The 14,706-nt window shown below is 31.1% G+C and carries 11 protein-coding genes; 5 read left to right on the top strand and 6 right to left on the bottom strand.

Annotated elements, in window-relative coordinates; all coding sequences use genetic code 11:
- Nucleotides 1–39: 39 nt before the first annotated feature.
- From DIS18_RS11535 to htpG, 4 genes are all read right to left on the bottom strand, one after another.
- A complete protein-coding gene (locus DIS18_RS11535; RefSeq protein WP_109353207.1) occupies nt 40–675 on the bottom strand; it encodes an MOSC domain-containing protein in 636 nt (211 codons plus the stop codon).
- A gap of 151 nt (nt 676–826) precedes the next feature.
- Nucleotides 827–2,662 carry an NACHT domain-containing protein gene (locus tag DIS18_RS11530; protein ID WP_109353206.1) on the bottom strand — a complete coding sequence of 612 codons (1,836 nt, stop codon included), beginning with the start codon at nt 2,660–2,662 and terminating at the stop codon, nt 827–829.
- A 175-nt stretch (nt 2,663–2,837) separates the two neighbouring features.
- Nucleotides 2,838–3,296 (bottom strand): FKBP-type peptidyl-prolyl cis-trans isomerase, encoded by a 459-nt coding sequence (locus DIS18_RS11525; RefSeq protein WP_109353205.1) that lies wholly within the window; start codon nt 3,294–3,296, stop codon nt 2,838–2,840.
- A gap of 122 nt (nt 3,297–3,418) precedes the next feature.
- Entirely contained in the window at nt 3,419–5,329 is a 1,911-nt protein-coding gene (gene htpG, locus DIS18_RS11520) for a molecular chaperone HtpG (RefSeq protein ID WP_109353204.1), read from the bottom strand.
- A gap of 158 nt (nt 5,330–5,487) precedes the next feature.
- Here htpG and DIS18_RS11515 point away from each other — a divergent pair, with 158 nt between their 5' ends.
- The gene (locus tag DIS18_RS11515; protein WP_109353203.1) at nt 5,488–6,495 is read left to right on the top strand and encodes a 3-oxoacyl-ACP synthase III family protein; all 1,008 of its coding nucleotides are present in this window, start codon (nt 5,488–5,490) and stop codon (nt 6,493–6,495) included.
- Between the two features lie 480 nt (nt 6,496–6,975).
- On the opposite strand, the gene DIS18_RS11510 is transcribed toward DIS18_RS11515, so the two are convergent.
- Nucleotides 6,976–9,450, bottom strand: a complete 2,475-nt coding sequence (locus DIS18_RS11510) for a TonB-dependent receptor (protein WP_109353202.1) — start codon at nt 9,448–9,450, stop codon at nt 6,976–6,978.
- Nucleotides 9,451–9,600: 150 nt separating this feature from the next.
- Here DIS18_RS11510 and DIS18_RS11505 point away from each other — a divergent pair, with 150 nt between their 5' ends.
- A complete protein-coding gene (locus DIS18_RS11505; RefSeq protein ID WP_109353201.1) occupies nt 9,601–9,963 on the top strand; it encodes a CoA-binding protein in 363 nt (120 codons plus the stop codon).
- Here DIS18_RS11505 and DIS18_RS11500 read toward each other — a convergent pair.
- The gene (locus DIS18_RS11500; protein ID WP_109353200.1) at nt 9,934–11,382 is read right to left on the bottom strand and encodes a sodium:solute symporter; all 1,449 of its coding nucleotides are present in this window, start codon (nt 11,380–11,382) and stop codon (nt 9,934–9,936) included. The two genes, DIS18_RS11505 and DIS18_RS11500, sit on opposite strands and share 30 nt — an antisense overlap.
- Nucleotides 11,383–11,506: 124 nt before the next feature.
- On the opposite strand from DIS18_RS11500, the gene recR reads away from it, so the two are divergent.
- From recR to DIS18_RS11485, 3 genes are all read left to right on the top strand, one after another.
- Complete coding sequence (recR, locus tag DIS18_RS11495) at nt 11,507–12,124, top strand: recombination mediator RecR (protein WP_109353199.1); 618 nt, start codon at nt 11,507–11,509, stop codon at nt 12,122–12,124.
- A gap of 10 nt (nt 12,125–12,134) precedes the next feature.
- The gene (locus DIS18_RS11490; RefSeq protein ID WP_109353198.1) at nt 12,135–13,235 is read left to right on the top strand and encodes a glycosyltransferase family 2 protein; all 1,101 of its coding nucleotides are present in this window, start codon (nt 12,135–12,137) and stop codon (nt 13,233–13,235) included.
- Nucleotides 13,236–13,319: 84 nt separating this feature from the next.
- Nucleotides 13,320–14,648: a dihydrolipoamide acetyltransferase family protein gene (locus tag DIS18_RS11485; protein WP_109353197.1), complete on the top strand. Its 1,329-nt coding sequence runs from the start codon at nt 13,320–13,322 to the stop codon at nt 14,646–14,648.
- Nucleotides 14,649–14,706 lie beyond the last annotated feature (58 nt).

The following is a 14,706-nucleotide window of genomic DNA, read 5'->3' as shown; positions in this document are numbered from 1 at the left end:
TAAAAGTTTGATGCAAAGATATACTAAAGCTAAAGAATCCTATCTTAAAAAAGATTTCAGTTTATCTCTTTTTCGTTTAGGTAAGGCATTATTATCCATGATTAGTTTGATGTGGCCTTGATTTTTTTCTTGGTTGTATAATAAATTGAATAAATCCCAGGTGCTGATACTATTCTTAGCTTTTTCAACTAACTCTAATGTGTCTCCTGTTTTAACATAACCTTCTTCTAAAACTCTAATATAAGTTCCTGGGTATCCATGTTCAATAAACTGCTTTAGTACGTTTTGAGTGCCAAATTTTACACCAAATTTAAAGCAAGGTTCTCTAGGTTGTGTTATTTGAACTAAAGCCGAACCTATTTTGTAAACATCACCAATATGAATCTCTTTTTCATTTAATCCAGAAACAGTGAGATTTTCTCCAAACATACCATATTCCCAATTTAAATTTGGATATAGCTTTTTCCAGTAGTCATAATGGTCAGCAGAAAACAGATAGCAAGCTTTAAACTCACCACCATGATGCTTTCTGTCTGAGATTTCATCATCTTTAACGTTTTCGTTTCCTAAAAAAATAAATTGGTTTACTGACTTTTTATAAATGCCTGTAAGTTCTTCTTTCCCATTCCAAATGATGGTTGTTGGTTTTGCTATGTTTGTTGAGGTAATTTTCAAATGGTTCGTTTAACGGTTTTGTATATGAAAAGTGGCGGTTTTGAGTGTTCGGACTTTTCAGATTTGATTATTGTTTTTTTAAAAGTAGGAAAAACAATTCTTTTAAACATCTACCGCTATTTTTTATATACGTTGTTGTAGGTAGTTAATATTAAAATTCAAGTAAGTCTGAAATATTTTGGTTTTGATTTTCTATTGATTTATGTATTTGTTCTATTGATTTTCTTAAACCTATACACATTTCTTCTATTTTTTTAAGAGCGCCTTTTTCCACTAATAAATCAAATAAATTGTCATTTATCATTTCCTCTAATGTAGCTGAATAACTAGAAACTTTAGTATAATCTTTAATCTTATTTAAGTCAAAAATATCTATAATATATTTGTAATATTTCTGTTTAAGTTCTTTAGGAAACTGTTTATAAATGAATGAAATTGTGTCATGAATTATTTGTTCATCACCTAGTAAAGAGAAAATTTTAAATTCTTCTATATAATTATTGCCAAAACCCGAATCGGGACTAATATTTTGGATTTCACCTTTTTTGTTTTTACTAAAGCTAAAACTTAAGCTCAACGTTTCTCCAAAATGTTTAAAATTTTCCAAACTATTTACTTTAGAAAATTCAGTAATTATTTTTTTTGCTTTCGGTATTAAGAAATATTTTGTGAATGAATATTTATCTATTTCATAAGAAATATCCCAAAATCCAAAACCAGTATCTTTACTTTGCTCTAGCAAGTTGTTATATCTATTATATGCTGTTTCTTTCTGATCTGGTTTCAACAATGAAATAAATTTAGCAGCAAAGTATTCTTGCATAGATCTGTGAGGAAATTTTAATTCATAACCATCTTTAATAAGAATCGATATAGGTACCTTTAAGTCAAAAAGTACTTTTTTGGAATCAAAATTGAGATCAGAGACTTTTTTCTTGATTATCTTTAGTATATCAATTATTCTTGATTCAGTAAATGTATATTCACCATTAAAAAAGGTGATATAAGAGAAATATTGAAGTAGTTCTTCAAATTCCTCCCTATCTAGATTTGAAATTTTTTCTCTTGGAAAACTACTTTTAGTTATTCCATCGTGTTTTGAATATAAAGTGTCAAATACATTTCTGTAAAATGCGCTTTTTTTACTTGGTATTTCAGGGTGATTTTCAAATGATAAAATAAACATTGAAAGAAGTAAGGGATTTCTTAAATATGAAGTTAAACTCCCATCAAGATTACCTGATATAGCATCAATAATTCTTTCTTCTCGCTCTTTATCAATTTTCATTTTTTTTATGAATGAAGGAATCTCATCAGACTCAATATCAAGTACTCGAAATTCATGAAATCTTGGAAAATTTTCAATTCCAGCTCCAGGTCTAGATGTGATGATGAAACAATTGTCGAAGTATAAATCAATAAATTCTTCAATTTCAGTTCTAATTTCATGTTTGGAATCTGAAAACAATTCATCATATCCGTCTAGAATAAATAGAAATTTGCCTTCGAACAATGCTCTTTCCAAAATATTTTGATTTGGTTTAACATTATTAAGTAATATTTTTTTTGAAACATATTCTTTTAAGCTTTTTGAGTCAGATTTATTAAGGTTTCTCAGTTCAATTAATATTGGTAGTTTTAATTTTTGTTTTAGACATTGAATGAAGATATGCTTTACCAATGTACTCTTTCCGCTGCCAGCCTTTCCAACTAAAGAAAAATACTGGTATTCCTTAAATAAATCATCTAAATCAGTAAAATCGGTTTCCAATTCTTTGTATTTAGATTTAATAGGATAATAAACCTCAGTAAATTTGATTTTTTCCCATCTATGTAAAAACGTATTTACGTAATAATATTTAGATAATTGACTATGAGTGTATGTGTATAGACCTTCATCGAGTAAATTTTTCCATTCATCGTTTAAAGCTTTATAAATACTTATTATTGGTGAAATTAAATTTGTTACTTCAATTTTTGATTGCATATTCTTTTTTTAATTACCTACAACGGTTTTTACGGATATGCGTCGTTTTAATGACTTATATCCGACGTCAAACGAAGTTATGTTTTTTTTCTGACAAAGTCAAGATAGTCTTTAAACAAAATAACCACCCTGTTTCACAAAGTGGTTTTTCAATTATAAGTTAAAAGAATGTTTTTTAATTAACAGAAATAAGTTCTACATCAAAAATAAGAACTGATCCTCCTGGGATTCCTCTAAAGTCATTGCTACCGTACCCTAAGTGAGAAGGAACCAATAAAATTCCGTTTCCGCCTTCTTTAAAATATGTAATACCTTCAGTCCAACCAGGAATAACTTGCTGTAAGCCAAATGCAATTCCTGATGCACTGCTTTCATCAAAAACGCTTCCATTTGTATAATAGCCTTTGTATGCAACAGTAACGTTATCTGTGGCTGTTGGTTGTGCTCCCGTTCCAGGTTCGTTAATTACATAGTATAATCCAGAATTACTCTTTTCTGCGTTTAAATTATTTGCGCTTATATATGCTAAAATGTCTTCTTCGTTTTGAGCTCTAAAATCAATGGTTGTTTTTTTATCATCTGAAGAACAAGACATAAAAAGAATTAAGCTTAATGCAGTAAGTATATTTTTCATAACATAGATTTTTAAAAGGCAAATATAATTAGAGCTTATGTTATAACAACAAAAAAACCACCTTGTTTTTACAAAGTGGTTCTAATATATAATAGGATGCCGAATAGTTTTCAGCGTGTCAACTATTTTATCATCTCGTAGCTACGTTTGATGAAGTTTGTTAACTCTTCACCTTTAAGTAAACCTTGAGATAATCTTGCCAAGTCTAAACTTTGGTTAATTAGTCGCTCTTGTTTCTTTTTGGTTTTGGTTCCAAGAATTTCACCAACCAATTCAGAGTTTGTATTTACAACTAGGTTAAACATTTCTGGCATGTTGCCAAACATATTCATTCCGCCACCACCAGTAGCTTGCATTTCTTTCATTCTGCGCATAAATTCTGGTTGCGTTATCGTGAAAGGCGATTCGTTACTATCCATAGCTTCAAGTTGTACTGTGAATTTTTCAGAAGGAATAACTTCTTTCAATAATTCATCTAAAGCTTTGGTTTGATCTTCATCTAATTTAGAAATGGTGTTTTCATCTTTCTTAATTAAATTATTAATATGATCACCATCAACACGAGCAAACGTAATGTTTTCTTTAGTGCTTTCTAATTTTTGAATTAAATGCGAAACTATAGGAGAGTCTAATAACAGCACCTCGTAATCTTTAGCTTTAGCCGATTCTATATAGCTATGTTGTGCATCTTTATCAGAAGCGTAAAGAATCACTAATTTATCATCTTTATCGGTTTGTTTTGCTTTAATTTTGTTGAACAACTCTTCATAAGTGTAGTAAGTTCCATCAACTGTTGGGTATAAAGCAAAAGCATCGGCTTTTTCGAAGAATTTTTCTTCAGAAAGCATACCATATTCAATCACGATTTTAATATCGTTCCATTTTGCTTCAAAATCTTCGCGGTTATTATTGAATAACGATTTTAATTTATCTGCAACTTTTCTAGTGATGTAAGATGATATCTTTTTAACCGCACCATCAGCTTGTAAATAAGAACGTGATACGTTTAATGGAATATCTGGAGAATCAATAACTCCACGAAGCATGGTTAAAAATTCAGGAACAATACCTTCAACATTATCAGTTACAAAAACTTGGTTTTGGTATAGTTGGATTTTATCCTTCTGCATTTGCATGTCGTTAGACATTTTTGGGAAGTATAAAATACCTGTTAAGTTAAACGGGTAATCTACGTTTAAGTGAATGTTGAATAACGGCTCTTCAAATTGCATGGGATACAATTCTCTGTAGAAACCACTATAATCCTCATCTTTTAAATCAGCTGGTTGTTTTGTCCAAGCTGGATTTGGATTGTTAATGATGTCATCAACAGTAATTTGTTTGTGCGGTTCTGTAGTTTCCTTACCGTCTTTATCTTTAGTAGTTTTTGGCTCATGCTCTGGGTCGTTAACTTCCTTAGTTCCAAATTTAATTGGAATAGGCATAAACTTGTTGTACTTATTTAATAACTCACGGATACGAGTTTCTTCAAGAAATTCAGTTGAATCTTCAGCAATATGAAGTATAATTTCTGTACCTCTTTCTGTTTTGTCTGAAGCTTCTAAAGTAAACTCAGGAGAACCGTCACATGTCCAATGTGCAGCAGGTTCATCTTTAAAAGATTTTGTAATAATTTCTACTTTATCAGCAACCATAAATGCTGAGTAGAAACCTAGCCCAAAATGACCAATAATTCCAGAGTCTTTAGCCGAATCTTTGTACTTATCTAAAAACTCTTCAGCTCCAGAAAAAGCCACTTGGTTGATGTATTTTTCAACTTCATCAGCTGTCATACCTAAACCTTGGTCAGAGATATGAAGCTTCTTTCCATCTTTATCAATTTTAACTTCTATTTGAGGGTTGCCATATTCCACTTTGGCATCACCAACATTAGTTAAATGTTTTAGCTTTAAAGTGGCATCAGTAGCGTTACTTATTAACTCACGTAAAAAGATTTCGTGGTCGCTATACAAGAATTTTTTAATGAGTGGGAAGATGTTTTCTACCGATACATTAATGTTTCCTTTTGTCATAATATATTGTGTTTTGTTGTTTTTTACTTCGCTTCAATAATAGACAACAAAAATGCCAATTGATTAAATATGACAAACTGACACAGTTTTTTTGTGTTTTAGAATTTGATAAAAGCTGATTAAATTTTGTATTTTGCTTATTCTAATGAATTAAGACTATGTACAATTCAAAAATAACCGGCTTAGGTAAATATGTGCCAGAAAACGTGGTAACAAATCACGATTTATCTAAAATGATGGATACCAATGATGAATGGATTCAAGAACGTACTGGAATAAAAGAACGTAGATGGATTCCTGAAGGATCAGAAGATACATCAGCAGTAATGGGTGCCAAGGCAGCAAGAATTGCCATAGAACGTTCAGGGTTATCAAAAGACGATATAGATTTTATTGTATTCGCAACGCTAAGTCCAGATTATTATTTCCCTGGCTGTGGCGTTCAAATTCAAGACATATTAGATATGCCAACCGTAGGCGCTTTGGATGTTAGAAATCAATGTTCTGGATTTGTCTATGCCATATCTGTAGCAGACCAGTTTATAAAAACGGGTATGTATAAAAACATTTTAGTAATAGGCGCAGAATACCACAGTAACGGATTAGATAAATCTACCAGAGGACGTGGTGTAACTGTTATTTTTGGTGATGGAGCAGGAGCCTGTATACTCTCTAGGGAAGAAGATAACACAAAAGGTATCCTATCAACACACTTACATAGTGAAGGTAAATACGCCGATAAACTTATAGTAGAAGGGCCAAGTATAGCACATTGGGTTCCAGAAATTATTGAAGCAGGCGAAGAAGATTTATCATATTTCCCATATATGGATGGTACATTTGTTTTTAAACACGCAGTTGTTCGTTTTAGCGAAGTCATTGTGGAAGGTCTTACAAAAAATGGCCTGCAAAAAGAAAATATAGATATGCTAATCCCGCATCAAGCCAACTTAAGAATAGCACAATTTATTCAAAAGAAATTTGGTTTACGAGACGATCAAGTGTTTAATAACATAATGAAATACGGTAACACCACTGCGGCTTCAGTTATTATAGCATTAACAGAGGCATGGGAAGAAGGTAAAATTAAGTCAGGAGATAATGTGGTTTTAGCAGCTTTTGGTAGTGGATTTACTTGGGCAAGTGCTATAATAAAATGGGCTTAATTAAAAACATTGATTTATAATTAATAAGTAAACAAAAATCCCGAAACGTTTAGGTTTCGGGATTTTCTAGCTATTAATCAACTTCAACTAACACTAATGTGAAGAATCTTAACTTATTAGACGAAAAAGTCTAATAAAATTTCAAATGCTATTAGTACTTTAATGTTAAGAAAAAACTCGAAACAGGTTTCGAGTTTTTTAATTATACAAATCTTATTTTACGAAAATGTTTTTTGTAGACGACTAACTCTAAATAATTACGACTTCGTTTTTGGTTAGATGTTGTATTATACGTTTAACGTAGATTATTATGTGTTATTGTGTTAATTGTCAAAATTTAACATAATTTTTAACATTTTGATATAAATAAGCATAAAATATAATAAAAAGCAAAACCCCTAAACTCTTGTTTAGGGGTTTCTTATTTAATAACCCTACAGTAACACTAACCATCAAATATTATGCAGGCTATCAAATTTTTTATATAAATCCACCACTGCCAGATTTGGTGTTGTTGTCTCTTCGTTTTCTTTTTAAAGCTTGGTATTTACCACCACCAAATCTGTAAGAAAGAGCAATATTCCATGTGTTGCTTTCCCAATTAAAAGCACCTTCAGAAGGATATGGGGTAGAGCCTTCAAATTCAAATTTCATGGTGTTTAAAATATCGCTGTAATTAAAACTGAATGTTGCTCTGTTATCCTCCAAAAAGTTATAACGCATACCAGTATTTAGCATAAACATAGGTTTTCTTGTAAACTGTATACCTTTCTCTTCACCACGATACATTGCAAATACAGAAAAACTTAATTTTTTAGTAGCTTTAAAATTGTTGAATGCTCTTAAGTTCCAAATCACGTTGTCTACTTCAGTATCAACCCTAATAATATCATCAACAGTAGCATTTTGTATATCTGGGTTATCAATAACTTCTGTTATTCCACGTTGTGTTTGCGAGTATAAATCAAAACTGGCATTTAAGCTCCACCATTTGGTTGGCCTGTAATTTGCGGATAACTCAATTCCATAAGCTGTAGTGTTGTCAAAATTATCATAAGATAAAATAGCATTCCCTGCAGTAACATCAGTTCTATCGATAAAAACAAATCTGTTAATATTATCCTCAATAATTCTATAAAAAACGCCAGCGGTAATGCTTCCTTTTTTAAGTTGCCTAGTATAATTAGTCTCAATAGAGTTTGTAAACTGTGGTACTAACTCAGAGTTTCCAAAAGAGGAAACACGAGGTGTACTCCATTCTCTAATGGGATTTACTTGTTGTAAACCAGGACGATCTACACGACGACTAAAACTTAATTGATAGGAATTCTTTTCAGACGGGTTATAGGTTAAAAAAGCTGAAGGATATATTTGAAAATAATCATTTTCAAAAGGAATTAATTCTGTGCTATTATCCTCAAAAATTCTTAAAGCATCTGCTGTAACATTTACTTGTTCAGCTCTAACACCTATTTGATAATTCCATTTTTCTAGAGTCTTTCCGTAGGTAAAATAAGCAGAATAAATATCTCTATTATACTCAAAATCAGTACTAGGAGTTGAAATAATATCACCATCACTAGAAAATGTCTGACCAGAAGACATATAATCAATATCCGAATCAAAAAGTAAGGCTTGTAACCCAGCTTCAATTTTAGTTTTCTCGTTAACTGGTTTTACATAGTCTACGTTAACTGTAGTTTGGTTTCTTTTAGTATCAACATTATCAATATAATTAGGAGGAAAACCAAAGTTTAGGAAATCGAAGTTAGCAACTTCCATATTTTCAAAATCGTTATAATCAATTTCAATATCTAAAGTTTCATTCTCATCGGTAAACTCATGTCTGTAAGCAAGATTATATTGACCCGATGAATTTTCAGAAACGTTATTGAATAATTGTGCTTGTGAAAGATTGTCAAAACTTATAAATGTACTTCCAAATCCTTTTCCATTAAATATGTTTTGATTTGTGAAAAATGAAATGGTGTTTTTGTCATTCATATAAAAATCAACACCAACTTTATATAAATGGGATTTGTTATCGTTACCAAATTTAAAGTCTTGACGAGAATTATCATCTAATCTATCAATACCACCAAAATTGTCGTACTTTCCAATATTATTCCCGTAGTTACCATAAAAGTTGAACTTACCATTTCTATAGTTCATATCAATAGAGCTATTGAATTTAGCAAATACTTCATTAGTTACACCAACATTAAAATTACCATTAAATCCAATTTGTGTGTTTTTATGGAGTTTTATATTGATAATACCACTCATACCTTCTGGATTATATTTAGCAGAAGGGTTGGTAATTAATTCTATTTGTTTTATTGACGTAGAAGGTATTTGTTTTAAAAGTTGAGCGATTGGAACATTACTTAATTTACCATCTACCATAACTCGTACATTTTCGTTTCCACGAAGGCTAATGTTCCCAGTTTGTTGATCAACACTTACAGATGGTATGTTGTTCATAATATCACTAGCACTAGCACCAGCGGTAGTAAGATCTTTTCCTACTGTTATTACTTTTCTGTCTACTTTTTGTTGAATTGTAGAAACTTCGGCTACTACAGTAACTGCGTCTAAACCTTCAGCTTCTTCTTCGAGAAAAATATTACCTAAATTGACTTTGTAATTACCTTTACCTATAGATACATTTTTATCAGCCGTTTTATAACCAATGTACTGGATGCTAACCACCACATTTCCTTCTTCAACTTTGCTTATAGTAAAAGAGCCGTCATCTAAAGTAATTCCTCCAGTAAGTGTTTTACCAGCAGTATTTTTAATAATTACATTAACGTATGGTAAGGGTTGTTTTAAGTTTGCGTCTAAAACTTTACCAGATATAGTTCCGGTTTTGTCTAATTTGGAATCGGGATTAATTGCGTGCACTGTAGAGATTGAAAATAAAATAGCGCACAAAAAGAGTAATTTTCTCATTTTGATTAGTTTGATTTTTTGATTGATATTACTAAGGAGACGCAAAATTTGGATTTATGTTACTATATCTTGCAAGGATTAACAGCATTTTAACATAATTATGACTCTCAAAGTTTCATTGTAATTGATAAAATTTTACAAAAATATAATATGAATAAAAAAACTTTAGTACTTGGTGCATCATTAAAACCAAATAGATACTCAAACTACGCCATACAACGCTTAGTTGCTAATAATGTTGATTTAGTTGCATTTGGATTAAGAGCAGGAGAAGTAGCAGGTATAAAAATAGATACAGCATTATTACCTTATCAAAATATTGATACAGTAACGCTATACTTAAACCCAAAAAGACAACAAGCGTATTATGATTATGTAGTGTCTTTAAAACCTAAACGCGTTATTTTTAATCCAGGGACGGAAAATCAAGAATTTTATACCATTCTAAAAAAAAATAATATTGAGTTTGAAGCCGCTTGTACTTTAGTGTTGCTTTCTACGAATCAATATTAAACCTAAAAAAGTAAGGATACCGTTTATAATAAGTATTTCAAACCCTATTTGATAACCGCTTAATAAGTCAACTGAATATTTATTAATAAAGTACGAAACAATTGGTGCTATAATAGCTACTATCCACACGTATTTATCTTTAAGTTGTGCTTTTGTATAAATACCAAAAGCAAATAGCCCCAGTAAAGGCCCATAGGTATATCCTGCAGCCTTGAATAACTCCCAAATAACTGAGACATCTTTAAAAATAGCATCAAATAAAACAATAACAATAACTAATAGAATACTGATAAAAATATGTGTTTGTTTTCGTATTCTTTTTTGAGATGCTTTTGGTTTTTTATCCAATTCAATAATATCAATACAAAACGAGGTTGTTAAAGAAGTTAATGCCGAATCTGCACTTGAATAGGCAGCAGCAATAAGACCTAATAAGAAGAATGCCGAAGTTAAAACCCCAATTTCAGGTAACATGGCTATGGTAGGGAATAAGTCATCTTTTTTGGCTGTTATCCCATTTTGATTGGCATATTGGGTAAGCATTAAGCCTAAAACTAGAAACAAGATGTTCACAAAAATTAAAACCACGCTAAATGAAACCATATTTTTTTGCGCTTCCTTTAAATTTTTGCATGTCAAGTTTTTTTGCATCATATCCTGATCTAAACCAGTCATGGTAATAGTAATAAACATACCAGCAAGAAAGCTTTTTACAAAATATTGTGCATCATTTACATCGTTAAAGAAAAATGTTTTGCTCATAGCGCTTTCTTTTACATTGGTGTAAACTTCAGAAATACTGTTTAAGTCTAAAGCAGATGCTAGAAAAACAATAGTTACAACTACTGAAATTAACATAAAAAGCGTTTGTAGTGTATCAGTGAAAATGATAGTTTTAATACCACCTTTAAAAGTATAAAGCCAAATAAGTGCAATTGTAATAATTACGGTAACTGTAAACGGGATGCCATATTGGTCAAAAATTAAAAGCTGCAATACTTTGGCAACTAAAAACAATCTAAAAGAAGCTCCAACAACACGAGAAATTAAAAATGCCACAGATCCAGTTTTGTAACTTACATTTCCAAAACGGTCTTTTAAATAGGTGTAAATTGAAGTTAAATTTAGCTTGTAATAAATGGGTAGTAAAACGTAAGCAATAACTAAATAACCAAAAAAGTAACCAAATACGACTTGTAAATAGCCAAACTGTTTAGCTTCAACAGCGCCTGGTACAGAGATAAAAGTAACACCAGAAAGTGATGCACCAATCATCCCGAAAGCTACTAAATACCATGGTGCAGATTTATTAGCCTTGAAAAAAGCATCGTTACTATCTTCTTTTCCAGTGAAATAAGATATTAAAATTAAAACAACAAAGTAAGCTGCTATAAGTAGCATGATTTGAGTAGCTGCCATAAAAAACTAATTTTTAAGGTTTGAAAGTACAAATAATAGAAACCAAATGCCAAATGGAATAGGTATTTTAAAAGGATAACTTTAAATTAGTGAAATTCGTGTCTAAATAGTAATTTCGCAGACTATGGAATTTTCTTCAAAATTATTGGAGCGCGCTGTTAATGAGATGTCGCAATTACCAGGAATTGGTAAGCGTACCGCATTGCGTTTAGTATTGTATATGTTAAGACAACCAAAAGAGCAAACTTTGGCATTGTCTGAAGCATTACAAAGCATGCGAAATGAAGTGAAGTTTTGTAAATCTTGCCATAATATAAGTGATGTTGAGCTGTGTGAAATTTGTTCAAACCCAAAACGGAATGAAACAATAATTTGTGTGGTTGAAGATGTTAGAGATGTTATGGCTATAGAAAACACAAGCTCTTTTAGAGGGTTGTATCATGTGTTAGGAGGTAAAATATCTCCTATGGATGGTATTGGTCCGCACGATTTGAATATTGAGTCATTAGTACATAAAGTTAAAGCGGGACACGTTTCAGAACTTATTTTTGCTTTAAGTTCAACTATGGAAGGGGATACAACAAACTTTTACATTTACAAGCAAATTAAAGATTGCAATATAACAACTTCAACTATTGCTAGAGGGATTTCAGTTGGTGACGAATTGGAGTATGCAGATGAAATTACTTTGGGCAGAAGTATTACTAATAGGATTCCGTTTGAATCTTCCATAAAACTTTAAAACACAAAATTTGAAACTATCAGTAGTTATATTAAATTATAATGTTCAATATTTCTTAGAATTATGTCTAAGAAGTGTTGAAGCTGCAATTTCAAATATTGATGCTGAAATTATTGTTGTTGATAATAGTTCTGAAGATGGGAGTTGCCAGATGGTTAAAAGCCTTTTTCCCGAAGTTAAACTGATAGAAAACAAAGAGAATTCAGGATTTTCCAAAGGAAATAATATAGGTGTTTTACAAGCTAAAGGTGAGTATTTATGCATTTTAAATCCTGATACCGTTGTTGCTGAAGATACATTTTTAAAACTATTAGAGTTTTCTGAAAATAAAGAAAAACTTGGTATTGTTGGATGTAAACTAATAGACGGTAGAGGTGATTTTTTACCAGAAAGCAAAAGAAAGATTCCTTACATAAATACTGCTTTTAAAAAACTAATAGGGAATTCAGAGGATTATTATGCTAACAATTTAAAGGAAGGCGCTGTTGGAGAAGTTGATATATTAGTTGGTGCTTTTATGTTTTTAAAAAAAGAGGTCTATAATAATATAAATGGTTTTGATGAAGATTACTTTATGTATGGTGAGGATATTGATATATCTTATAAATCATTAAAACAAGGTTATAATAATTATTATTTTGGAGAGACAACAATAGTTCATTTTAAAGGAGAAAGTACTCTTAGAGATAAAAATTATGCACGTCGCTTTTATGGCGCAATGCAAATTTTTTACAAAAAGCATTTTAAGAAGAATCTGTTTTTTGATCTATTTGTTTGGGGAGGTATCCGATTTGTTTACTTTTTCAGAAAAAAACATACAAAAAAGATTAAATCAGTTAATAAATATATTTTTATTTCTGACGATATGAATAAACGTTTAGAAAATGTTATTGATAAAAAAGTTGTTTTGCAATCAGACATAAAAAATATAGAAAAAGAATCAGAAGTTATTTTTGATGCAAATGTGTTTAGTTATAAAAACATTATTAAATTTATGGAAACTAATCACCTAGATGCTTCGGTGACTTTTAAAATTTTACCTAGAAAATCCAATTTTGCTATTGGAAGTGATGATGCTGTAAGTAGAGGTGAGGTTATAAAATTTGATTAGTTTATTGTGAATAATAAAATAAAATAGCAATATTTTTATTAATTTTGCAAAATAATTTTAAAAAACAAGTGTTACATTATTGATATGGCAAAGTTTGAGCTGAAATTACCAAAAATGGGAGAAAGCGTTGCAGAGGCAACTATTACATCTTGGTTGAAAGACGTTGGCGATACTATTGAAATGGATGATCCTGTTTTAGAGATTGCTACAGATAAAGTTGATAGCGAGGTGCCTAGTGAGGTTGATGGTGTGTTGATAGAGCGTTTTTTTAACGTTGATGATGTGGTTCAAGTAGGGCAAGTTTTAGCAATTATAGAAACTGAAGGTGATGATGATTCAAGTAATGATTCAACAGAAACTGCTACCATTGAAGTTGAGGAAACTAAAAATGAAACGGTTCAAGAATTAGAACAAACTATAACTCAAGCTAAAGAGATAGTTACTCCTGTAGTTTCTAGTGGAGAGCGTTTTTACTCACCATTAGTTAAAAATATAGCCAAAGCTGAAGGTATTTCACAAGCAGAACTTGATGGCGTTTTTGGTACAGGTAAAGACGGACGTGTTACTAAAAACGATATTTTAAATTACATTAAAAATAAAGACAATAAACAACAACCTGTTGCAACTAAGTTGGAAACACCTGTTGCGCCAACAAAAACAGTTGAGACTTCTAAAGTTGAAAAGCCAGTTGTGGTTTCAAGTGGTGAAGATGAAATTATAGAAATGACCAGAATGGGCAAATTGATTGCCCATCATATGGTTGAGTCTGTTCAAACTTCAGCACATGTACAAAGTTTTATTGAAGCCGATGTTACCAATATTTGGAATTGGAGAAAGAAAGTTAAAGCAGAATTCATGAAGCGCGAAGGTGAAAACTTAACATTCACACCAATTTTCATGGAGGCTATTGCAAAAGCGTTACGTGATTTCCCGATGATGAACATCTCTTTGCAAGGGAATACTATAGTCAAAAAGAAAAATATTAATTTGGGTATGGCTGCGGCTTTGCCAGATGGAAATTTAATTGTACCAGTTATAAAAAATGCAGACCAACTTAACTTGGTTGGAATGACTAAGCAAGTTAACGATTTGGCTAATCGAGCAAGAATTGGTAAACTAAAACCAGATGATACACAAGGCGGGACATACACCGTTACTAACGTGGGGACTTTTGGAAGCATAATGGGAACACCTATAATAAACCAACCACAAGTTGGAATTTTAGCACTTGGTGCTATTAGAAAAGTACCTGCAGTAATTGAAACACCTGATGGCGATTTTATTGGTATTCGTTATAAAATGTTTTTATCACATTCATATGATCATCGAGTGGTTAATGGTGCTTTAGGTGGGCAGTTTGTAAAAGCTGTTACTGATTATCTTGAGGCTTGGGATATAAATAGAGAAATATAAAAATTAAATAGAAACAATATTTAAAACCTGACCTTAAAACGGTTGGGTTTTTTATTTT

The sequence above is a fragment of the Algibacter marinivivus genome (assembly GCF_003143755.1).
Classification (GTDB): Bacteria; Bacteroidota; Bacteroidia; order Flavobacteriales; family Flavobacteriaceae; genus Algibacter_B; species Algibacter_B marinivivus.
Note: the sequence above shows the minus strand (reverse complement) of the source record. Positions and strands in the feature narration are given on the sequence as shown.

Bases quoted from the DNA above. Each gene is read 5' to 3' on its own strand.
- DIS18_RS11530 (WP_109353206.1), bottom strand. From the start codon at position 2,662: ATGCAATCAAAAATTGAAGTAACAAATTTAATTTCACCAATAATAAGT.
- DIS18_RS11525 (WP_109353205.1), bottom strand. From the start codon at position 3,296: ATGAAAAATATACTTACTGCATTAAGCTTAATTCTTTTTATGTCTTGT.
- htpG (WP_109353204.1), bottom strand. From the start codon at position 5,329: ATGACAAAAGGAAACATTAATGTATCGGTAGAAAACATCTTCCCACTC.
- DIS18_RS11515 (WP_109353203.1), top strand. From the start codon at position 5,488: ATGTACAATTCAAAAATAACCGGCTTAGGTAAATATGTGCCAGAAAAC.
- DIS18_RS11510 (WP_109353202.1), bottom strand. From the start codon at position 9,450: ATGAGAAAATTACTCTTTTTGTGCGCTATTTTATTTTCAATCTCTACA.
- DIS18_RS11505 (WP_109353201.1), top strand. From the start codon at position 9,601: ATGAATAAAAAAACTTTAGTACTTGGTGCATCATTAAAACCAAATAGA.
- DIS18_RS11500 (WP_109353200.1), bottom strand. From the start codon at position 11,382: ATGGCAGCTACTCAAATCATGCTACTTATAGCAGCTTACTTTGTTGTT.
- recR (WP_109353199.1), top strand. From the start codon at position 11,507: ATGGAATTTTCTTCAAAATTATTGGAGCGCGCTGTTAATGAGATGTCG.
- DIS18_RS11485 (WP_109353197.1), top strand. From the start codon at position 13,320: ATGGCAAAGTTTGAGCTGAAATTACCAAAAATGGGAGAAAGCGTTGCA.